Origin of the sequence: Stappia indica, from assembly GCF_001696535.1 — a bacterium.
Taxonomy (GTDB): Bacteria; Pseudomonadota; Alphaproteobacteria; order Rhizobiales; family Stappiaceae; genus Stappia; species Stappia indica.
In genome coordinates, this window is the sequence record NZ_MBQE01000005.1 from 411,213 (window position 1) to 432,683 (window position 21,471).

Consider the following 21,471-nt stretch of genomic DNA (forward strand, 5'->3'; position numbering starts at 1 on the left):
AGTGAAGGCTTTCCGAGTTCGGATCGGTGTCGGGGGCCGCATTCGCGGCGGCGTGGCAGGCCGCGTCGGGGCGACGTGCTGGGTGCGGCAGGCGGCAGACGGTCCCTGTCCCGCCGGCGCATGGCCTGGCGGGATCCGGTCCTTGTCGTCCCGTCACCTGTCGCCGGCGTCAGCCGGCGTAGTGCACCGGAGCGCTCACGTCGTCCACGGACCACAGCTTCTCGATATTGTAGAAGGCGCGGACCTCGGGGCGGAACACATGAACGATCACGTCGCCCGCATCGATGAGCACCCAGTCGCACTGGGGAGCGCCCTCGATCTGGGCATTGCCGTGGCCGGCTTCTTTCAGGTCGCGCAGCAGGTGATCGGCGATGGCGCCGACATGCCTGTGCGAACGGCCCGAGGCGACGACGACCTGGTCGGCCATCGGCGACTTGCCGGTGATGTCGATGGTGACGATGTCCTCGGCCTTGGAATCGGCCAGCGAGGCGAGGACGCTATCGAGCAAGCCTGCACGCTGCTGCGTGCCGGATGCTGCGGGACGAGGGGCGGTGGAAGCCGACGCCTCGGTTTCGAAGGTCATACTCAGACGGATTGCCTTTCATCCGGTTCGTCCGGCCGCGTGCCATGGCTGCACCGCAAGGTGCATCCGCTGGGGCTGCGGCCTGATGGATAGGGACGTCTGCCAGGGGGCAGCTCGTCCGTTATCCGGCCTTGTACGCCGAAACGCGGTACGGCGCGACTCTTCCGGCGCAAGTAAAAGAGTGGCCCTGGTTGGTGGCGTTTTCAAGACATCGCCTGCAACGTGCCGAACGGATCCTTTCACCGGTCCTGCGCGAGCGCTCGGATCCGGGTGGAGGAGGAGGCATCGCGCGGCCCGGTCAGGAACGTCCAGGCGGGCGGCGCCATCCCCGGCAGCAGCTGCGCATCCGCCTCGTCCAGCCGATAGCCGGCAAACCGCTGCGCCGCCGGCGAGGCGAGCGCGGGCAGCGTCGCGCCCGGCCGGTCGACCACCGCGATGGGCACGCGCGCGAAGATGCCGCGCCAGTCCTGCCAGCGGTGGAAGCCGGCGAGATTGTCCGCTCCCATCACCCAGACGAAGTTCAGCCGCGGCCGCAGCTGGGTCAGCCGCGCCAGCGTGCGCGCGCTGTATGCGGTGCCGAGCTGCGTCTCCAGCGCGGTCACCACCATGCGCGGATGGCGGGCAATCGCCTCCACCGCATCCAGCCGCCGGGCCAGCGGCGCCAGCTCCGAATGGTCCTTCAGCGGGTTGCCCGGCGTCACCAGCCACCACAGCCGGTCGAGCCCGAGCCGCGCCAGCGCGATGTCGGCGACCAGCCGGTGGCCGGAATGCGGCGGGTTGAACGAGCCGCCGAACAGGCCGATGCGATTGCCCGGCTCGGCATGCGGAATGGCGAGCCGAGGGTCCATTCAGGGGCGCACCTGCCCGGTGCCGTGGACCCGGTACTTGAAGCTCGTCAGCTGCTCGACGCCCACCGGCCCGCGCGCATGCATGCGTCCGGTGGCGATGCCGATCTCCCCGCCCATGCCGAACTCGCCGCCATCGGCGAACTGGGTCGAGGCGTTGTGCGTCAGGATCGCCGAATCCACCTCGGCGAAGAAGCGGGCGACCGCCTGCGGGTCCTCGGCGATGATGCCGTCGGTGTGGTGCGAGCCGTAGGTCTCGATATGCTCGATCGCCGCGTCCAGCCCATCGACGATACGCACCGACAGGATCGCGTCGAGATACTCGGTGCGCCAGTCGTCCTCGGTCGCCGCGCGGGCCTGCGGCACGGCCGCGCACACGTCCGCGTCGCCCCGGATCTCGCAGCCCGCCTCGATCAGCGCGGTGCAGACCGGCACCAGCAGCGTGTCGGCCACGGCCCGGTCGATCAGCAGCGTTTCCATCGCCCCGCAGATGCCGGTGCGGCGCATCTTGGCGTTGACCGCCACCTTCAGCGCCATCTCGGGATCGGCGCTGCGGTCGATGAAGATGTGGCACAGCCCTTCCAGATGGGCGAAGACCGGCACGCGCGCTTCCTGCTGCACGCGGGCGACGAGGCTCTTGCCGCCGCGCGGCACGATCACGTCGACGGTGCCCTCCAGACCCGCCAGCATCTCGCCGACGGCGGCCCGGTCGGTCACCGGCACCACCTGGATCGCCGCTTCCGGCAGGCCGGCACGCACCAGCCCGCGCGCCAGCGCGGCATGGATGGCAAGGTTCGAGCGGATCGTGTCGGAGCCGCCGCGCAGGATCACCGCATTGCCGGCCTTCAGGCACAGCGCGCCGGCATCCGCCGTCACGTTGGGCCGGCTCTCGTAGATCACACCGATGACGCCGAGCGGGGTACGCACGCGCTCGATATGCAGCCCGTTCGGCCGGTCCCAGGCGGCGATCACCGCGCCCACCGGATCGTCCAGCGCCGCCACCGCCTCGATGCCGGCGGCAATCGCCTCGACGCGGTCCTCTGTCAGCGTGCCGCGGTCGAGATAGGCGGCGGTCTGGCCGCCTTCCGTCATCGCGGCGATGTCCTGCGCATTCGCGGCCAGGATCTCGGCGGTCGCAGCGCGCACCTCTTCGGCCATCGCCGCAAGGGCTGCGTTCTTCGTTGCCGCATCGGCCGTTGCCAGCCGGCGCGACGCCGCGCGGGCCTCGCGGCCCATCTGCCGCATCAGTCCCGCGATATCGGTGTTCGCCACCCGTTCAAGCATCGCTGCCGCCTCCCGTCGCCGTCTCTCCGGTCTGCCCGCTTAGCACGAGATCGTCCCGGTGCACCATCTCCGCCCGGCCCGCATAGCCGAGGATCGTCTCGATCTCGCGGCTGTTGCGCCCGAGGATCAGTCCCGCCTCCGGGTGGTCGTAGGCGACCAGCCCGCGGCCGATGTCGCGCCCGTCCGGCGCCACCAGCCGCACCGCGTCGCCGCGGTTGAAGTCGCCTTCCACCCGGCGGATGCCGGCCGGCAGCAGGCTGCGGCCCGATTCCACCGCGCGGATCGCGCCCGCGTCCAGGTGCAGCGCGCCGCGCGGCTCCAGATGGCCGCCGATCCACGCCTTGCGGGCGGTGGCGGGCGTCGACCTTGCGAGAAACCAGGTCGCCCGGCCGCCCGCTTCCAGATGCGCCAGCGGGTTCATCCGCTTGCCGCTGGCAATCGCCATGGTGGTGCCGGCGGAGGTGGCGATCTTGGCCGCGTCGATCTTGGTGCGCATGCCGCCGCGCGACAGTTCGGAGCCGGCAGCGCCCGCCATGGACTCGATCTCGCCGGTGATCGCCGCGACCTCGGGCAGGAACACCGCATCCGGATTGCTGGCGGGCGGCGCGGTGTAGAGCCCGTCCACATCCGACAAGAGCACCAGGCAGTCGGCGCTGGCCATGGTAGCGACGCGCGCCGCCAGCCGGTCGTTGTCGCCGTAGCGGATCTCGGAGGTGGCGACCGTGTCGTTCTCGTTGACGATGGGTACGGCGCCGAGCTTCAGCAGCGTGCCCAGCGTCTCGCGGGCGTTGAGGTAGCGCCGCCGCTCCTCGGTGTCGCCGAGCGTCAGCAGCACCTGCCCGGCGGTCAGCCCGCGCGCGCCGAGCGCTTCGGCATAGGCCTGGGCCAGCGCCACCTGGCCGACCGAGGCGGCGGCCTGCGCCTGTTCGAGCTTGAGCGGTCCGCGCGGCAGCTTCAGAACGCCGCGCCCCAGCGCGATGGCGCCGGAGGAGACGACGATGAGCTCCGTGCCGGCCCGCGCCAGCATGGCGAGATCGTCGGCCATGGCGTCGAGCCAGTCGCGCTTGAGCTTTCCGTCCTCGACGAGGAGGGCCGAGCCGATCTTGACGACGAGGCGGCGGTGGAAGGAGAGGCGGCCGGCAGCTTTTGCGGTGCCGGCTTCGCTGTGGATGAGCGAATCGGAGAGGGGGGTGGACATCGGATGTGGTCCGTCAGTTCGGCTGCGCGGCCCGTTTCGGGCGCGCGCGCAAGACAGGGGAGGGTGGGGCGGGGCGCCCTCGCGCGCCCGCCAAGGCGCTCCCGGTCATGGTCGGCCCATCACGGCCCCTCCGTTGCGGCCCGTCTTCGTCGCGGGCCTGGTTTCCTGTCTTCGGCGGGCTGTCGCCGTCGCCGTTCGTCCTGTCGCGTCGTGCCTGCTTCCCGTGCCCGGCGCCTTACGGGCGCCAGGGCTCGCTCGGCATCTGCGGCACGGAGTTGGCTTCCTGCTCGCGGTCGCGGTCGATGGCGCGGCGGATCATCCGCAGGCCCCGGTCGACATTCTCGCCGCTCGCCGAGGACAAGAGCAGCGGCTTCTGCCCGCAGGCTTCCTCCAGGTTCGCGGCCCGCTCCGCACGGGTTTCCTCGTCCAGCGCGTCGACCTTCGACAGTGCCACCACTTCCGGCTTCTCGTCGAGCCCGGCGCCATAGGCGGCCAGCTCCCCGCGCACCACGCGGTAAGCCTCGCCCGGGTCTTCCTGGGTGCCGTCGACCAGATGCAGCAGCGCACGGGTACGCTCCACATGGCCGAGGAACCGGTCGCCGAGGCCGATGCCCTCGTGCGCGCCCTCGATCAGGCCGGGAATGTCGGCGAGCACGAAGCCGTTGCCGTCGATCTCGACGACGCCGAGATTGGGATGCAGCGTGGTGAAGGGATAGTCGGCGATCTTCGGCCGGGCCGCCGAGACGGCGGCAAGGAAGGTCGACTTGCCGGCATTCGGCATGCCGACGAGGCCGGCATCGGCGATCAGCTTCAGCCGCAGCCAGATCCACTTCTCCTCGCCTTCGAGGCCGGGATTGGCGTGGCGCGGCGCCTGGTTGGTGGACGACTTGAAATGCGCGTTGCCGAAGCCGCCATTGCCGCCCTTGAGCAGCAGCAGCCGCTCGCCGACGCGGGTCATGTCGGCCAGCACCGTCTCGTTGTCCTCTTCCAGGATCTCCGTGCCCACCGGCACCCGCAGCACCACGTCGTCGCCCTTGGCGCCGGTGCGGTTGCGGCCCATGCCGTGCATGCCGGTCTTGGCCTTGAAGTGCTGGGCGAAGCGGAAGTCGATCAGCGTGTTCAGCCCATCGACGCATTCGATGAAGACATCGCCGCCGCGCCCGCCGTCGCCGCCGTCGGGACCGCCGAACTCGATATACTTCTCGCGGCGGAACGAGACGGCGCCCGCGCCCCCGTCGCCGGAACGGACATAGATCTTGGCCTGGTCGAGGAACTTCATGCGTCGCGTCTTTCTGCTGGCCCGTCGGGCCGGTCGTCAGGCCTTGCCCGGGGCGTCGCCCCGGTTCCGGTTCTCGTATGTGGTGCGGTCGAGCCGGTAGCGCCGCGCCGGCCGGCTGGTGCCGCAGGCCAGGCTCGCGCAGTCCGTCTCGCCGATATCGCGGAAGCCGAGCTTTGTCAGCACGTTCCGCGATGCGGTATTCTCTGTCATCACGCGGGCTTCCACAGTCGCCGCATCTCTTGTCCCGAAAACCCAGGCAAGCGCGGTGCCGGCAGCCTCGCTCATGTAGCCGTGCCCCCAATAGGGCCGGCCAAGCCAATAGCCGATCACCGGCGTTTCGTCCAATCCGCGCAGCGACACCCCGCCGATGAAGCCGCTGCCGTCGTCGACGGCGAATTCGAATGTTGCCGAATCGCGGCCGATGCCGGCAAGCCACGTCTCGCCGTCCGCGCGAGAATAGGGATGCGGCATGCGCTCCAGCATCTGCGCGATATCGGCATCGTTCGCCAGCTTTGCAAGCCGGTCGAGATCCGCCGGCATCGGAGCGCGCAAGCTCAGCCTTGCGCTCTTCAGCAAGGGATGGGCGAGCGTGCTCATACCGCGGCCTCCGCATGGCGCGCGTCGGAACCGCTCCTGTCCCCGCGTTCCAGCCGCAGCACGATGTTCTCCACCTCGTGCCCCAGCGCCAGCGACTTTCGCATCATCCGCCCCGTCTCGCGAAACCCAAGGCGGGTCAGCACCTTGAGCGAGGCAGCATTGTCGGCGAAGGCCCGCGCCGCCATCGCCTCGCAGCGATGGGCAGAAAAGCCCCAGTCGAGCGCGGCCGCTGCCGCCTCGCCGGCATAGCCGAAGCCCTGGAACGGGCGGCCGATCCAGTAGCCGATCGAGGGGCAGTCGGGATGCTCGGCAAGCTCTCCCGGTGCCTTGATGGCGACGAGACCGATCAGGATACCGCCCAGCGTGACGGCGAAGCCCGCCTCGCCGGTCAGCGGATCCTCGTTGATGGCGGCGGCGACGAAGTCCGCCGCCGCGCCGTCCTCCGGCGGCCAGGGCATGCCGGTCAGCCAGCGCACGATCTCCCGGTCGCGGCTGCACAGCGTGTCGATGGCGTCCGCGTCCGCCGGCTCCAGCGGGCGCAGAACCAGCCGCCGGGTGGCGATCCGCTCGTTCAGGCGCTCATTCAGGCGGAGCTCAGGCATGTCATCCGCCCCCACTGCTTGAGGGCGCGCCAGGTGCTGCGGTCGATGGCGAAGCGGTCGACGGAGACCGCGCCGCCCGCGCCGCGGGAATGGATCATCCCCTGCTCGACGAACTGGAAGCCGCACTTGACCAGCACCCGCCGCGAGGCGGGGTTGGTGACGCGGGCCGCCGCGGTCAGCCGGTCGGCGCCCTGCACCGCGAAGACATGATCGACCACCGAGTGCGCCGCCTCGGTCGCATAGCCCTGGCCCCAGAACGGCTCGCCGACCCAGTAGCCCAGATGCAGCGGCTCGCCCTCGTCCGGCGCGCCGTAGCCGATGGCGCCGATGACGCGGCCCGTCGACTTCAGGCGGATGGCGTATTTCGCCCGCGTGGCCGTCGGGTTCGCCGAAAGCGCGATGAGATTTCGCCCGTCGACGACCGTGAAGGGATGGGGCATCGAGGCCACCATCGTTGCGATGCGGCGGTTGTTGGCGAGGAACACGATGTCGGCGAGGTCGTCGTGACGCAGCGCGTCCAGCCTCAGCCGCTCGGTTTCCTGTGGGCCGACAACCGCGGCCAGACTATCTTCTTCCAGGCTCTCTTCGAGATCCGCAACCATGGTGTCCTCCGGCAGTGCGACGAAAAGAAAAAAGGGAGATGGCGGCCCATCTCCCCTGATCCGTCGCGATCATGCCGGTTTTGTTCAAACCGCCGGGTCGATGGGACGCCGGCGGTTCGAACCAAACACGTCGGCTTTACTCTGCTGCGTCTACAAGTGGCGTCACGTTGATATACGTGCGTTTGTTGGCCTTCGCCTGGAACGTCACCGTGCCCTCGACGACGGCAAAGATCGTGTGATCCTTGCCCATGCCAACACCCGTACCCGGATGCCACTTCGTGCCGCGCTGGCGCGCGATGATATTGCCCGGAACGACTGCCTCGCCGCCGAACTTCTTGATGCCCAGACGTCGGCCCGCGGAATCGCGGCCGTTACGGGACGAGCCACCTGCCTTTTTGTGTGCCATGACGAAACTCCTCGTCGAAAACCTTCAGTCAGACTTGAATGGCGGCAATCACTTGCCGGCCAGATCCGAAGCCTGCTGGACCCAGTTGTCGCGCTCGATGCGGCCCTTGAAGGAAAGGGCCTCGTCGACGCGGGCGATGTCTTCCGCGGTGAAGGCTGCGACCTGGGCGTAGGTCGTGATGCCCATCGCGTTCAGCTTCTTCTCCAGCACGGGGCCGACACCGGAGATCTTCTTCAGATCGTCGGCGGGCGCATCCGGTGCGGTGAACAGGACCGGGAGCTCGCCCTCGGCGCCTGCGTCTTCGGCCTTCTCCGCCTTCGGGGCAGCGGCCTTCTTCTTGGTCGCCGGCTTGGCGCCACCGGTCAGGATGTCGGTGATCTTGACCAGCGTGAAGCTCTGGCGGTGGCCGTTGCGGCGACGCGAGTTCTGCCGACGGCGCTTCTTGAAGATGATGATCTTGCGGTGGCGGCCCTGGTCGACGACCTCGCCGACGACGCTCGCACCCTCGACCAGCGGAGAGCCGATCATGGTGTCGGTCTCGCCGCCCACCATCAGCACCTCTGCGAAAGTCACGGTCTCGCCCGCTTCGGCCGAGATCTTCTCGACCTTGAGCAGGTCGTCCTGGGCGACGCGGTACTGCTTGCCGCCCGTCTTGATCACTGCGAACATGTCTCGCACGTCCTTCTTTTCGTTTTGCTCGCCGGCAGGCCGTCTTTGGTCTGCCGGGCTTCGCCTTCCTGCCCTTCGGCGTCCCTTGCGGGAACTTGTCGAGGACATTGCCTCTCGTGAAACCGTCCTGCCGGCTGGTCGGGCAAAGCCCTCGAAAGCCTGGCGAGATGGTCTGCCGGTCACCGGAAAAGCCGCAGTCAGGCCCCGTTTTCAAGGGCGTTGGCTGTGGGTTGCGGGGAACGGCGGAGAGCCTCGGGCAACGGACGGGCCCTTGCAGACCCTTTGCGAAGCAGCGCGACTATACGGATCGGCGATGCAAAGTCAACGCTTGCAAGGGCGGTTTTGTGCGCTTTGCCGCGCGTGCCGGCGCTTTTGTGACACGCGCGCCACCCCTCGATCTTTCGCGTGCTTTGGCCGCCGCCTTCGTGCCGCATCGGCCCGTCCTGCCCCGCCACTTTGCTGGACCGGGGAAAAGTTGCAAGACGCCCCTTGTGCGGCCCGCCGCACTTCGCTATGTACCGTCACACTTTGAGACCACGTCATCTCATCTAGCGGAGAGGTGCCGGAGTGGTTGAACGGGGCGGTCTCGAAAACCGTTGAGCGCGCAAGCGTTCCGAGGGTTCGAATCCCTCTCTCTCCGCCATTTCCTGACTTCGAGCTGTCGCCCTTCGAGCTGTCGCCCTTCGGGCTTCGCTTCAGTCGGGGCCTCGCGCAAGCTCGGACGGCCCTTGGCCTTGCGAACCCTGCGGGTTCGAAATTCCTCCGCGCTTCCCCTGCCGTCATCTCCCTCGCTCGTCCGTGCATTGAGTCGCTCAAGTCCGGTGCCGCACCCGCTTGCTGCTCGCGCGTCCATTCTGGTGCCGCCTTGCGGGCCACCCCGCTTTCCTCACCTCGTCGGGCAAATCCCGCCCGCTCCGGGCGCTTCCTGCGTCCTGCTGCGCTGCCGAAACGTCTTGTCTTGCGTCTGGTGCACAAAAACGTAGCGGAAGGTGCTAGGATGCCATGGCATTCGCGTGGGCGGATTAAGGAAAGCGAAGGTGTTTTCAGCGATCCTTTCTCCCGGTTTTCGAGGATTGTCGCGTGCGCTTTTTCGTCTGCCTTTTCACGGAGCACGATCTCCGGCTGGTTGCCTTGGCAGCGGTCATCTGTGTTCTCGGCGCATGGATCTCCGTTCGCCTGTTCGTGCGCACCCGCGCGGCAGAGCGCGAGGCCCGTCCCTTCTGGATCTTTCTCGGCGCCGTCGCCGCCGGCTCCACCATCTGGTGCACCCATTTCGTCGCCATGCTGGCCTATCGGCCGGGCGTGCCCGTTTCCTATGATCCTGAGCTCACCGGCGTCTCGCTGCTGATCGCCGTCGTCTCCGCCGCGCTCGCCCTGGTGGTCGCCTCCGGCCGGGGCCGGTTCGCGCCGCTGCTCGGCGGCGGCCTGTTCGGCGCCGGCGTCGCCGTCATGCACTACACCGGCATGGCCGCCTTCAGCATCGACGGCGCGATCGTCTGGGACGCGACCTATGTGGTCGTCTCGCTCGTGCTGTCGCTGGCGCTGGGGGCGGCGGCCTTTTCCGCCGTCACCCGCGAGCATGCCGACCCGCAAACCCGCGAGCTGATCGGCACCGCGCTGCTGGCGGCCTCCATCGTCGCGCTGCATTTCAGCGGCATGGCGGCGGTGGGCATCGTTCCGGCCGTGCCGGTTCCGGGCGGCGCCACCAGCGAGGATGCCTACGGCGCGCTCGCCGTGGCGGTGGCGGGCGTCGGGCTGCTGGTGCTCGGCACCGGCCTCGCCAGCCAGCTGCTGGACCGCCAGGCGACCGTCCGCGCCCGGGCCCGCACCAAGCATATCCTGGAAAGTTCCGTCGACGGCATCGTCATCGAGACCGCCGGGCGCATCGTCGACTGCAATGAGGCCTTCATCCAGCTCAGCGGCATGGAGCGCGAGGCGGTGGTCGGGCGCACCTTCGCCGAGCTGGTGCCGCGCGCGCCCGCGGCCGTCGATCAGCTGGTCCGCGCGATGCTGGTCACGGCCTCCGGCGCCACCGTTCCCGTCGAGGTCGCCGCCCGCGACGACCGCTACGACCGCGACGAATTCGCCGGCACCCGCTTCTACTCGGTGCGCGACCTGCGCCAGCGTCTCGCGCAGGAAGAGAAGATCACCTATCTCGCCAGCTTCGACAATCTGACGGGCCTGCCAAACCGGTCCTGTTTCCTGGAGCATCTCGATGCCCAGATCGAGACGCGTCCGGCCAGCTCCCGCATCGCGCTCTTCGCCATCGATCTCGACCGCTTCAAGGAGGTCAACGACGTGCACGGCCACGCGGCCGGCGACCATGTGCTGCGCGTCCTGTCCGAGCGCATGCGCACGGCCGTCGGGCGGGAGGCCTTCGTCGCCCGGCTCGGCGGCGACGAGTTCGTCGCCACGGCCCTGGTGCAGGACCGCGAGCAGGCGCTCGGCATCGCCTCGCGGCTCGAGCGCGAGCTCTTCGCCACCGTGCCTTACGATCATGTCGACCTGATCTGCGGCGCCTCCATCGGCATCTCGATCTTCCCCGACGATGCGACGAGCCCGGCGACCCTGATGAACAATGCCGACCTTGCCATGTACCGCGCCAAGGGATCCCACGGAGAGGCGATCTGCTTCTACGAGGAGGAGATGGACGAGCGCGTGCGCGAGCGCCGCGCCATGGCCCTGCAGCTGCGTGCGGCGTTGGCCGAGGACCAGTTCTTCCTCGTCTTCCAGCCGCAGGTCTCGGTTCGCGACAACGAGGTGACCGGCTACGAGGCCCTGTTGCGCTGGCGCCATCCGGTGCGCGGGGTGGTCCAGCCGATGGATTTCATTCCCATCGCCGAGGACACCGGCCTGATTCTGCCGATCGGCGAATGGGTGCTGCGTGCCGCCTGCCGCGCCGCCGCGTCCTGGGACACCCCGCTGAAGATCGCGGTGAACGTCTCGGCGCTGCAGGTCGGCAGCATCGACATGCCCGACATCATCCACGGCATCCTGATGGAGACCGGCCTGTCGCCGCAGCGGCTGGAGGTGGAGATCACCGAGACCTCGCTGATCCAGGACGCCGAGCGCACCCTGCATATCCTGCGGCGGATCAAGGCGATGGGCGTATCGATCTCGATGGACGATTTCGGCATCGGCTACTCGTCGCTGTCGACCCTGCGCTCGTTCCCCTTCGACAAGATCAAGCTCGACAAGTCCTTCATGGACGATCTCGACCGCGGGCCCCAGGCGGCGGCGGTGATCCGTGCCGTGCTCGCGCTCGGCGAGAGCCTCGACATCCCGATCCTCGCCGAAGGGGTGGAGACCAAGGCCCAGCTCGACTTCCTCGCCCAGGAGGGCTGCACCCAGATTCAGGGCTATCTCGTCGGCTATCCCGAGGAGGAGGCCGGCGAAGGCGGGACATCCGCCGACGTCGACCAGCTGCCCTTGACGGTCGACGAGCTCCCGCTGTTCCGCAATGCGCCGACGAAGGGCACCCGCACCGGCGAGTGAACCGTCGGCTGGGTGTCGTTCGGCGTTGGAGCTGCTGCGCGTTGCTCAGCCCTTGGCGGTGTTGCGGCCCGGCCAGCGCTCGATGGCATAGCCCGCCTGCTTCGGCCACAGCGCCCGCGTTTCCGTGCCGAGCTGCCGCGCCGCGTGCAGCGGCCAGTTCGGGTCGTCCAGCGCCGCCCGGCCGAGGCCGATGAGGTCGGCCCGGCCGTCGGAAAGCGCGTCTGCCGCCAGTTCCGTCTCGCCCATCAGCCCCACCGCCATCACCGGCAGGCCGGCATCCTCGCGGATCTGCGCCGCCCAGGGCAGGTACATGCCCGGCCCGATCTCGAAACGCGAACCGGTGAAGCCGCCGGCCGACACGTCGATCACGTCGACGCCGCGGTCGCGCGCCGCCCGGGCGAAGGCGACGCTGTCCTCGATGGTGCGCCCGCCGTCCAGCCCGTCGACCGCCGACAGGCGCAGGAACAGCGGCATGTCCTCCGGCATCGCCGCGCGCACCGCCTCCACCACCTGGAGCGGGAAGCGCATGCGGTTCTCGGCGCTGCCGCCATAGGCGTCCTCGCGCCGGTTGGACAGCGGCGACAGGAACTGGTTCAGCAGATAGCCGTGCGCGCCGTGGATCTCGATCAGCTGGAAACCGGCCTCGACCGCCCGTTTCGTCGCTGCGGCCCAGGCCGCCACCTCCGCCTCGATGTCGGCCTCGCTCAGGGCGCGCGGCATCGGCGCGTCCTCGGCATGGGGCAGGGCGGAGGGCGCCACCGGCTCCCAGTGCTCGGCATCGGCTTCGCGCTCGTCCGTGCCCATCAGCCAGGGCGGGATCGAGGAGGCCTTGCGGCCGGCATGGGCCAGCTGGATGCCGGCGACCGCCCCTTGCGCGCGCAGCAGCGCGGTGATCCGCGCCATGCCGGCGATCTGGCCATCGTCCCACAGGCCGGGGCAGCCATAGGTGATGCGCCCCTCGGCCGTCACCGCCGTCGCCTCGACGATCACGGTGCCGAAGCCGCCCAGCGCGAAGCGGCCGAGATGGACGAGGTGATAGTCGCCGACCACGCCGCCGCGCGCCGAATACTGGCACATCGGCGAGACGACGAAGCGGTTGGGCAGGCTCAGCCCGCGCAAGGGGAGGGGCGACAAGAGATCGGTCATCGAATGTCCTTCCTGGCGATCCGGCCGGAGCAAGCCTTCACCCGCCGCGCCGGGCGGCGTGGCCGGGCCTTCGGCGGCCCGTCCTGCGAAACGGGCAATGCCATGCGGGGACGAGGGCTGGCGGGGAAGAGGGCTGGCGGGTCGGCGGATCGGGGTCTCGTATGGGTTTCGGATCAAGTAGATGACGTCCGGCCCCCGCTTGTCCAGTGGGCAGCGGTTGCAGGGCTCCCGTCGGCCGGAGGGCGCGCCCGCCGGCTCAGCCCTCCGCCGGCTCCAGCCGCACCAAGAGGCGGCCGGCCTCCACCGTGTCGCGTTCGCTTGCTGCGATCTCGGCCACCGTGCCGTCGGCCGCCGCCTTCAGCTCCATCAGGAGCTTCATCGATTCCATCACCACCAGCGTGTCGCCCTTGGCAACCGTATCGCCCGCCGCAACGCGGATCTCGACGACGAGGCCCGGCATCGGCGCGGCGATCCGCTCCGGCGAGGCGCCGTCGCCTGCCGCCCTGTCCTGGCCAAGATCGCCGAGCGGCAGCACCGCGCAGGCGATCTCCGTGCCCGGCCCGCACAGCCACATCCGCCCGTCATGGTGGGCGGCGGCGAAGCTCTCCGCCACGCCATCGCGGGTGATGCGCACCCGGTCCGGCCCCGTCCACTGCGCGGCGATCTCCTGCGTCTCGCCGTCCGTGCCGATGGTTTGCCAGCATCCGGGCCCGCGTGCTTCCAGAACGACGCGGCTGTCGGGCGCGGCCGCATCCACATAGGTCACCCGCGCCGGGCAGCCGGCCTGCGCCAGCAGGCGAAACCCGGAAAGCGACTGCCAGGGCGTTGCCGCCGCGCGCGGGCGGCTTGCTAGCGCCGCCGCCGCAAGGGCGAGGCCGTCCGCCTCCGGCACCCTCCATCCGCCCGGCCAGTTGCGGGCAATGAAATCCGTTGTGACCTTGCCGCTGGCGAAATCCGGCGAGGCGAGCGCATCGCGCAGGAACAGCCGCGTGGTGGCCAGTCCCGCCACCTCCAGCCGGTCAAGGCCGGAGAGCAGCTTGCGCCGCGCCGCGTCCCGGTCGGGCCCGTAGGCGATCAGCTTGGCGATCATCGAATCGTAAGCCGCACCGATCTCCGCCCCCGGCTCGATGCCGGCATCGCAGCGCAGCTCCGCAGGCGGCGACCACAGCAGCACCTTGCCGGTGTCCGGGCGAAAGCCGGCGCTGGCGTCCTCCGCCGTCAGCCGCGCCTGGATCGCGTGGCCGTTGCAGGTGATGTCGTCCTGCGTCAGGGCCAGCTTCTCGCCGGCCGCCGCGCGCAGTTGCAGCTCCACAAGGTCGAGCCCGGTGATCTCCTCGGTCACCGTATGCTCCACCTGCAGCCGCGTGTTCATCTCCAGGAAGTGGACCTCCTGCGTCACCGCATCCATCACGAACTCGACCGTGCCGGCGCTGTCGTAGCCGATGGCCCGGCCGAGCCTGAGCGCCGCCTCGAACAGCCGCTCGCGGGTTTCGGGGCGCAGGCCGGGGGCAGGGGCTTCCTCGATCAGCTTCTGGTGGTTGCGCTGCACCGAGCAGTCGCGCTCGAACAGGTGCAGCAGGGTGCCGTGCCTGTCGCCGATCAGCTGCACTTCCACATGGCGCGGATTGCGCACCAGCTTCTCGATGAGCAGCCGTCCGTCGCCGAAGGCCCGCTCGGCCTCCGTGCGGGCTGCATCGATGGCAGCTGTGAGGTCCGCCTCGTCGTGGACGGCGCGCATGCCCTTGCCGCCGCCGCCGGCCGAGGCCTTGACCATCACCGGCAGGCCGATCTCGCGCGCGGCCCGCGCCAGATTGCCTGTCGACTGGTCCTCGCCGCTATAGCCGGGAATGCAGGGCACGCCCGCTTCTTCGGCCAGGCGCTTCGCCTCGATCTTGGCGCCCATCGCCGCGATGGCCCGTGCGTTCGGGCCGACGAAGGCGATGCCGTTTTCCTCGCAGGCCCGCGCCAGTTCCGGCCGCTCGGACAGGAAGCCGTAGCCGGGGTGGATCGCGCCGGCCCCGCTCGCTTTGGCCGCGGCCATGATCCGGTCGAGGCGCAGGTAGCTGTCGCTCGCCGCCGCCCCGCCGATGGCGATTGCCCGGTCGGCCATCCTCACATGCAGCGCGTCCCGGTCGGCCTCGGAATGCACGGCGATGGTGGCGAGCCCCATGCGGCGTGCGGTGCGGATGATGCGGCAGGCGATCTCGCCGCGATTGGCAATCAGCAGGCTGTCGAACATGGTGCGCCTCACATCCTGTAGACCGGCCGCGGGCCGGTGTCCTTGTCGCCGCCCGCGCCCAGCGCCAGGCACAGGCCCAGCACGTCGCGGGTCTGGTCGGGCTCGATCAACCCGTCGTCCCACAGCCGCGCGGTGGCGTAGTAGGGATCGCTCTGCTCCTCGAACTGGGCGCGGGTGCGCCGGTCGAGCTCGGCGATCTCTTCCTCGTTCGCCTGCGATTTCAGGCTGGCCCGGCGCAGCTCCGTCACCACGGTCGCGGCGACATCGGGGCTCATCGTCGCGATGCGGGCATTGGGCCAGGAGAACAGGAAGCGCGGGCGGAAGCCGCGCCCGCACATGCCGTAATTGCCGGCGCCGTACGAGCCGCCGACGATCACCGTGTATTTCGGCACGCGCGCATTGGAGACGGCATAGACCAGCTTGGCCGAATGCTTGGCGATGCCGCCGCGCTCGGCGTCGGTGCCGACCATGAAGCCGGTGATGTTCTGCAGGAACAGCAGCGGGATCTGGCGCTGGTCGCACAGCTCGATGAAATGCGCCCCCTTCAGCGCGCTTTCGGAAAACAGCGCCCCGTCATTGGCCAGGATCCCGACCGGGTAGCCATGGATATGGGCAAAGCCGGCGATCAGCGTCGCGCCGTAGTCCGGCTTGAACTCGGCGAGCTGCGACCCGTCGACCATCGAGCGGATCAGCGCGCGCATGTCGGCCGGGCGCTTCAGGTCCACTGGCGCATGCTCGGACGGGCGCCCGGCGGCAACGAGCGGCGCCAGGGCCTCGCGCGGCGGCGGCGTCACCTTGCGGCCCTCGCCCAGATTGGCGACGATCTCGCGCAGCATGCGCATGGCGCTTTCCTCGTCGGGCGCGACGTGGTCGCTGACGCCGGAGACGGTGGTGTGCATGTCGGCACCGCCCAGCGTTTCGCCGTCGACGATCTCGTTGATCGCCGCCTTGACGATGGGCGGTCCGCCGAGATGGATGCGGCCCGTGCCGCGCACCATGATCACCTGGTCGCTGAGCGCCGGGATATAGGCGCCGCCCGCGGTGCAGCCGCCGAAGACGACGGAGATCTGCGGCAGGCCGGCCGCCGACATCTGGCACTGGCGCCAGAACGCCCCGCCGAAATGGTCCTTGTCGGGAAACACCCGGTCCTGTTCGGGCAGGAAGGCGCCGCCGCAATCGACCAGATAGATGCAGGGAAGGCCGTGCTCCTCCGCCACTTCCTGGGCGCGCGAATGCTTGCGCACCGTCTCGGCGAAGAACGAGCCGCCCTTCACCGTGGCATCGTTGGCGATCAGCATGCAGGGCCGGTCGTGGATCAGGCCGATGCCGGTGACGATGCCGGCCCCCGGCACCTCGCCGCCATAGAGCCCGTGCGCGGCCAGCGGCGACAGCTCCAGAAAGGCGGTGCCGGGATCGAGCGCCAGCTCGATGCGCTCGCGCACGAAGATCTTGCCGCGCTCCGCGTGGCGGGCGCGAAACTTCTCGCCGCCGCCTTGCGCTGCAGCCGCCTGCACCTGTCTCAGTGCGGCCACCAGGTCGTCCATGCCTGCCACGAGCTGCTCCTCCCGTTTGCATCGCGTCGCCCGGTTCGAGACCCTCGGGTCCGGTCGGGTGATTGACAATCTACCTAACGGCCGTTAGAAAAACTGTCAACAGGCTGGCACTCCAGCCGCATGCGACGAGGCTCGGGGAGGAGATCGCGCAATGCCAGAAACGAAATCAGAAACGAAACCAGACACGAAATCCGGCACGCAGCCCGATACGGGAACCGGCAGCGAACCGGACGGGAGCGCCCGCGGCTGGGTGCGGCTCGACCGGCACGGGCCGGTCGCCGTCCTCGTTCTGGCCGCGCCGGAGCAGCTCAACGGCATCCACGCCCCGATGATGCGCCAGCTTCACGCCCGGCTGGCCGAGGTCGCGGGCGATGACGCCATCCGCGCGCTGGTGCTGACCGGCGAGGGGCGGGGCTTTTGCGCCGGCGCCCATGTCGGCGAGATGGCGGGGTTTTCCGACAAGGGCCCGGCCGTCGGCCGGCTTCTCGACGAGGGCTGGAACCGCGCGGTGCGCCGGATCCGCGCCCTGCGAAAGCCGGTTGTCGCGGCGGTCAACGGCATTGCCGCCGGCGGCGGTGTCGGTCTGGCGCTCGCCTGCGACATCGTGCTTGCCGCCCGTTCCGCCAGCTTCATCCAGGTCTTCGGCCCGCGCCTCGGCGTCGTGCCGGATGTCGGCAGCACCTGGTTCCTGCCGCAGGCGCTGGGCCGCGCCCGCGCGCTGCATCTGATGCTGACCGGCGATCCGCTGAAGGCCGAGACCGCCGCCGACTGGGGGCTGATTGCCGGCTGTGTCGAGGATGGCGAGCTGATGGATGAGGCCCTTGCCCTTGCCGGGCGGCTGGCGCGCGGGCCCGTTGCGGCCTTCGCCGAGATCCGCGAGGCGGTCGCGCACGGCCTTGCCTCGACCCTCGATGCCGCGCTCGACCTGGAGCGCGACGTCAATGCCCGCCTTGCCGGCGGACCCGACTTTGCCGAGGGCACGGCGGCCTTCGTCGAAAAGCGCGAGCCCCGCTTCGGCTGCGCCTGACAAGTCCAGGATCCTGACAAGACCAGGATCAAGTTTTCGCCGACGGCAGCAAGGCCGGCCGGCACGCAACACGGGATGGACCGAATGACAGCTTCCGGTTTCGATGTGACCAGCGCCAGCGACTTCTTCTTCGAGGAAGAGCACAAGATGCTGCGCGACCAGGTGCGCCGCTTCGTCGAGGAGGAGATCAAACCGCATGCCGACCAGTGGGAGCGCGACGGCGCCACCCCGCGCGAGCTGCTGCGCAAGATGGGGGCGCTCGGCTTCTTCGGCATCCGCTATCCGGAAGCCTATGGCGGCAGCGCCATGGACGAGCGCGCCACCGTCGTCCTGTCGGAAGAGCTCGGCCGCTGCACCTATGCGGGCGTTGCCATCACCGCGCTGGTCCACACGGACATGGCCTCGGTCCATCTCTTCAATGCCGGCAACGACGCCCAGAAGGCGAAATACATGCCCGGCATCATCAGCGGCGAGACCATCACCGCCGTCGGCGTCACGGAGCCGGACGCCGGCTCCGACGTCAAGGGCATCCGCACCACCGCCCGCCGCGAGGGCGACCACTACGTGCTGAACGGCACCAAGACCTTCATCACCAACGGCGTGCTGGCCGATGTCTACTGCATCGCCGCCAAGACCGGCGGCGACGGGCCGGCCAGCAAGGCGGTGACCATGTTCATCGTCGAGAAGGGCATGGAGGGTTTCACCGTCTCGCGCGCCCTCGACAAGCACGGCTGGCGCAGCTCGGACACGGCCGAGCTCTCCTTCGTCGATGTCCGCGTCCCGGCCGAGAACGTGCTCGGCGAGGAAGGGCGCGGCTTCTACGAGATCATGAAGAACTTCCAGAACGAGCGCCTCGTGCTCGGCGCCATGGCCATGGGCGAGGCCCAGGCTGCCATCGAGCTGACGGTCGCCTATGTCCGCGACCGCAAGGCCTTCGGCGCCCCGCTCTGGGAAAAGCAGGCGATCCGCCAGCGTCTCGCCATGCTGTCGTCGCGGGTCGAGGCGGCGCGGCAGATGGTCTACGCCACCGCCGCCCGGTCGGCGCGCGGCGAGCAGCTGGTGCGCGAGGTCTCGATGATCAAGGCGCTCTGCGGCGAGCTGGTCAACGAGGTCATGTATGCCTGCGTCCAGTTCCACGGCGGCATGGGCTTCATGCGCGAGAGCACCATCGAGCGCATGTCGCGCGATGCCCGCGTCCAGGCGATCGGCGGCGGGGCGACCGAGGTGATGCTCGAAGAAGTCGCCAAGCGCATGTGACCGCAATGCGCGCCTTCGTGCTGGAAACCGGCTTCGGCCTCGACAACCTGGTGCTGCGGGAGCTGGAAACGCCGATGCCGGGGCCGGGCCAGGTGCTGCTGGAAATGCGCACCGCCTCGCTCAACTACCGCGATCTCGTGGTGGTGGCCGGCGGCCATGGCCGCGCCGTGCGCCCGCCGCTGGTGCCGCTGTCCGACGGCGTCGGCATCGTCGTGGAGACCGGGCCGGGGGTGCGCGACCTCGCCGTCGGCGACCGGGTGGCGCCGGCCTTCTACCAGCACTGGCAGGGCGGGGCCCCACCCGACGATCTGGAGGCCGGCCGTCTCGGCGGGCCGCTGGATGGCGTGCTCGCCTCCCATTGCGTCTTTCCCGAAAGCGGCCTCGTCAAGATCGCCGAGACCCTCTCCAATGCGGAGGCGGCAACGCTTCCCTGCGCCGGTGTCACCGCCTGGAGCGCCCTGTCCGAGCCTTGGCCGCTGCGCCCGGGGGAGAGCGTGCTGATCCAGGGCACGGGCGGCGTTGCCCTGATGGCGCTGGCGCTCGCCCGCCGTGCCGGCGCCCGCACCATCGTCACCACGTCCTCGCCGATCAAGGCCGCGCGCCTTGCCGGGCTCGGCGCCGATCTCGTCATCGACCGCAATGCGACGCCCGACTGGGCCCGCGCGGTGCGCGAGGCGACGGGCGGTCGCGGCTGCGAGCGGGTGCTGGAGCTCGGCGGGGCGGCGACGCTGAACGAGTCGGTCAAGGCGGTGCGCACGGGCGGCACCATCCTCCTGATCGGCAATGTCACCGGCTCGATGGCCGAGCTCTTCCTGCCGCTGGTCCTGACCCGCCGCATCACCCTGCATTCGGTGTCCTGCGGCTCGCGCCAGGCCTTTCAGGCGCTGATGGACGCGCTGGCGGCGGGCGGCATCCGCCCGGTGGTCGACCGGGTCTTCCCCTTCGAAGAGGCGCACGAGGCCTTCCGCACCCTTGAAAAGGGAGAGCACTTCGGAAACATATGCCTCTCGCTCTCGCAGGACACAGCCCGGTGACCGCCTCCCTTCCCAGGCCGCAGAAAAAGACGAAGAAGGCGCTCGAGGCGCGGCAGGTCATCATGGCCGCCGCCGCCCGGATGATGCGCGAGCGCGGCTATGCCGATACCTCCTTGCGCGATCTGGCGGCCGAGGTCGGCATGAAGGCCGGCAGTCTCTACTACCATTTCGCCTCCAAGGACGAGCTGGCCATCGAGGTCATGCGGCTCGGCGTGCAGCTTGTCTGCGATGCAGTCGACGAGGCGTTGGCGAAGCGGCCGGACGCAAGCCCGCGCGAGCGGATCGTCATCGCCCTCAAGGTTCATCTGGAGACGCTGCTCTCGGCGAGCGATTTCGCCTCGGCCCATATCCGCTGCTACCCCTTCGTGCCCGAAGCGGTGCAACAGGAACTGCTGGCGACGCGCCGCAACTACGACAAGGTCTGGAGCGCGATCATCCGCGATTATCTGGGGCCGGAGGCCGACGGCCTGCGCGTCCGCTACCTGCGCCACGCCCTGATCGGCGCGCTCAACTGGTCGCTGGAATGGTTCGACCCCGCCCGCGACGCCGTGCCGGGCTACGTCGCCGCGCTCGAGCGGCTGCTGCCACCCGAAACCAAAGCCTGAGACGCTCTCAGCGCTGCGAGGCGGCGACCATCGCGCCGACGCCGATGAAGGCACCGCCCGTCACCCGGTTGAACACCTGTCCCCAGCGCGTCAGCCAGGGCGCCAGCCGTCCGGCCGCGCCCGCCAGCACCACCTCGTAGGCGAACTCCACCGCCGCGTAGGTGCCTGCGAAGATCGCGAACTGCAGCAGGAGCGAGGTGCCCGGCTGCATGAACTGCGGCAGGAAGGTCGAAAAAAAGATCAGCGCCTTGGGGTTCGACAGCGCCACCAGCAGGCCTTGCGTGAAGGCGCGGCGGCGGCTGATCGGGCGTGCCGCCGGGCCGCCCTCGCTCGCCGCCTGGATGCCGGCGGTGAAGGCCGGTGCCCGCCACAGCCGGATGCCCAGCCAGATGAGATAGGCAGCGCCCACCCACTTCACAACGCTGAACAGCATCTCGGAGGTCAGCATCAACGCGCCGAGGCCGGCGAGCGAGGCGCCGATCAGCAGCGCCATTCCGGTGATGCAGCCGAGCGCGGTGAACACGGTGCGGCCGAGCCCGTAGCGGACCCCGTGATTGAGGCAGAGGAGGCCGTTCGGCCCCGGCGTCAGCGACAGGGCGAGCGAGGCCAGCAGGTAGACCAACCACAGATCGAGGCTCATGCCGGCACTCCACAGGGGCGGGCGGGGACAGGGCGCGGCCGGCGTAAAATGTCGGGGGCCGAGCGGCGAACTCTAACATGCGCCGCGCCGTTGGAAAGGGCCTGCGTGCGGCTTGGCGATTTTGCGACGATTGAGACGGGATCAGCCGATTTCGAGACGGAATTTTGCAAAATTCGTCTCGAAATTTGCAGCGCTGCTTATCCCCGCAGGCCTCTGGCACGGGCACCCGGAAAAGCGCAGTAAAGCGCCGATCCGGGCGCCTCACGCAAGACCGACTGCCCGGGGCCACCCGATCTGTCCCCGTTCGGGTCGCCCGAAACGGGCCGATTGCAGCGAAATTTCGGGAAGGGTGATCGAACCGCCTCGCGGCACTTGTCCCCGTGGCGGGGCCGGCGTGCGATGGGCTTCGG

General features: G+C 69.5%; 19 protein-coding genes and 1 tRNA gene. 6 read left to right on the forward strand and 14 right to left on the reverse strand.

The genetic code is table 11. From position 1 onward, the window contains the following. Positions 1–169: 169 nt before the first annotated feature. The 10 genes from rsfS to BBX35_RS19415 form a co-directional block, all read right to left on the reverse strand. Positions 170–508, reverse strand: coding sequence for a ribosome silencing factor (gene rsfS, locus BBX35_RS19370; RefSeq protein ID WP_425274609.1), 339 nt, complete (start codon positions 506–508; stop codon positions 170–172). A gap of 314 nt (positions 509–822) precedes the next feature. Then, positions 823–1,431, reverse strand: a complete 609-nt coding sequence (locus BBX35_RS19375) for a nicotinate-nucleotide adenylyltransferase (protein ID WP_067223592.1) — start codon at positions 1,429–1,431, stop codon at positions 823–825. After that, positions 1,432–2,712, reverse strand: coding sequence for a glutamate-5-semialdehyde dehydrogenase (locus tag BBX35_RS19380; protein ID WP_067223595.1), 1,281 nt, complete (start codon positions 2,710–2,712; stop codon positions 1,432–1,434). It lies immediately after the preceding gene. Beyond that, positions 2,705–3,910 carry a glutamate 5-kinase gene (proB, locus tag BBX35_RS19385; RefSeq protein WP_067223596.1) on the reverse strand — a complete coding sequence of 402 codons (1,206 nt, stop codon included), beginning with the start codon at positions 3,908–3,910 and terminating at the stop codon, positions 2,705–2,707. The genes BBX35_RS19380 and proB overlap by 8 nt, the downstream gene beginning before the upstream one ends. A 235-nt stretch (positions 3,911–4,145) precedes the next feature. After that, the gene (gene obgE / locus BBX35_RS19390; protein ID WP_067223599.1) at positions 4,146–5,189 is read right to left on the reverse strand and encodes a GTPase ObgE; all 1,044 of its coding nucleotides are present in this window, start codon (positions 5,187–5,189) and stop codon (positions 4,146–4,148) included. A gap of 36 nt (positions 5,190–5,225) precedes the next feature. Beyond that, positions 5,226–5,786 (reverse strand): GNAT family N-acetyltransferase, encoded by a 561-nt coding sequence (locus BBX35_RS19395; protein ID WP_067223602.1) that lies wholly within the window; start codon positions 5,784–5,786, stop codon positions 5,226–5,228. After that, entirely contained in the window at positions 5,783–6,388 is a 606-nt protein-coding gene (locus tag BBX35_RS19400) for a GNAT family N-acetyltransferase (RefSeq protein ID WP_067223605.1), read from the reverse strand. Before BBX35_RS19400 ends, BBX35_RS19395 begins: the two co-directional genes overlap by 4 nt. Next, positions 6,370–6,990 (reverse strand): GNAT family N-acetyltransferase, encoded by a 621-nt coding sequence (locus tag BBX35_RS19405; RefSeq protein WP_067223607.1) that lies wholly within the window; start codon positions 6,988–6,990, stop codon positions 6,370–6,372. Before BBX35_RS19405 ends, BBX35_RS19400 begins: the two co-directional genes overlap by 19 nt. Positions 6,991–7,126: 136 nt before the next feature. Beyond that, on the reverse strand, positions 7,127–7,396 hold the full coding sequence (gene rpmA, locus BBX35_RS19410; RefSeq protein ID WP_067223610.1) for a 50S ribosomal protein L27: 270 nt from the start codon (positions 7,394–7,396) through the stop codon (positions 7,127–7,129). 48 nt (positions 7,397–7,444) lie between these two features. After that, positions 7,445–8,065 (reverse strand): 50S ribosomal protein L21, encoded by a 621-nt coding sequence (locus tag BBX35_RS19415; RefSeq protein WP_067223612.1) that lies wholly within the window; start codon positions 8,063–8,065, stop codon positions 7,445–7,447. Positions 8,066–8,618: 553 nt separating this feature from the next. Between BBX35_RS19415 and BBX35_RS19420 the strand changes: the two genes are divergently transcribed. Together BBX35_RS19420 and BBX35_RS19425 are read left to right on the forward strand one after the other, a co-directional pair. Continuing rightward, positions 8,619–8,708 (forward strand) — tRNA-Ser (locus BBX35_RS19420). A gap of 437 nt (positions 8,709–9,145) precedes the next feature. Then, positions 9,146–11,560, forward strand: a complete 2,415-nt coding sequence (locus BBX35_RS19425; RefSeq protein WP_067223615.1) for a bifunctional diguanylate cyclase/phosphodiesterase — start codon at positions 9,146–9,148, stop codon at positions 11,558–11,560. A gap of 45 nt (positions 11,561–11,605) precedes the next feature. On the opposite strand, the gene BBX35_RS19430 is transcribed toward BBX35_RS19425, so the two are convergent. From BBX35_RS19430 to BBX35_RS19440, 3 genes are all read right to left on the reverse strand, one after another. After that, a complete protein-coding gene (locus BBX35_RS19430; protein WP_067223618.1) occupies positions 11,606–12,706 on the reverse strand; it encodes an NADH:flavin oxidoreductase/NADH oxidase in 1,101 nt (366 codons plus the stop codon). A 256-nt stretch (positions 12,707–12,962) separates the two neighbouring features. Continuing rightward, on the reverse strand, positions 12,963–14,945 hold the full coding sequence (locus tag BBX35_RS19435; protein ID WP_067223621.1) for an acetyl/propionyl/methylcrotonyl-CoA carboxylase subunit alpha: 1,983 nt from the start codon (positions 14,943–14,945) through the stop codon (positions 12,963–12,965). An 8-nt stretch (positions 14,946–14,953) separates the two neighbouring features. Beyond that, on the reverse strand, positions 14,954–16,489 hold the full coding sequence (locus tag BBX35_RS19440; RefSeq protein ID WP_067223623.1) for an acyl-CoA carboxylase subunit beta: 1,536 nt from the start codon (positions 16,487–16,489) through the stop codon (positions 14,954–14,956). A 160-nt stretch (positions 16,490–16,649) separates the two neighbouring features. On the opposite strand from BBX35_RS19440, the gene BBX35_RS19445 reads away from it, so the two are divergent. The 4 genes from BBX35_RS19445 to BBX35_RS19460 all read left to right on the forward strand — a co-directional run bounded on the left by BBX35_RS19445 (position 16,650) and on the right by BBX35_RS19460 (position 20,421). After that, the gene (locus tag BBX35_RS19445) at positions 16,650–17,525 is read left to right on the forward strand and encodes an enoyl-CoA hydratase-related protein (protein WP_083206444.1); all 876 of its coding nucleotides are present in this window, start codon (positions 16,650–16,652) and stop codon (positions 17,523–17,525) included. An 84-nt stretch (positions 17,526–17,609) separates the two neighbouring features. Continuing rightward, positions 17,610–18,782 (forward strand): acyl-CoA dehydrogenase family protein, encoded by a 1,173-nt coding sequence (locus BBX35_RS19450; RefSeq protein ID WP_067223629.1) that lies wholly within the window; start codon positions 17,610–17,612, stop codon positions 18,780–18,782. Positions 18,783–18,787: 5 nt separating this feature from the next. After that, complete coding sequence (locus BBX35_RS19455; RefSeq protein ID WP_067223631.1) at positions 18,788–19,816, forward strand: zinc-dependent alcohol dehydrogenase family protein; 1,029 nt, start codon at positions 18,788–18,790, stop codon at positions 19,814–19,816. Continuing rightward, positions 19,813–20,421 carry a TetR/AcrR family transcriptional regulator gene (locus tag BBX35_RS19460; protein WP_067223634.1) on the forward strand — a complete coding sequence of 203 codons (609 nt, stop codon included), beginning with the start codon at positions 19,813–19,815 and terminating at the stop codon, positions 20,419–20,421. The genes BBX35_RS19455 and BBX35_RS19460 overlap by 4 nt, the downstream gene beginning before the upstream one ends. A 7-nt stretch (positions 20,422–20,428) precedes the next feature. Here BBX35_RS19460 and BBX35_RS19465 read toward each other — a convergent pair whose 3' ends face one another. After that, positions 20,429–21,061 (reverse strand): LysE family translocator, encoded by a 633-nt coding sequence (locus tag BBX35_RS19465; RefSeq protein ID WP_067223637.1) that lies wholly within the window; start codon positions 21,059–21,061, stop codon positions 20,429–20,431. Positions 21,062–21,471 lie beyond the last annotated feature (410 nt).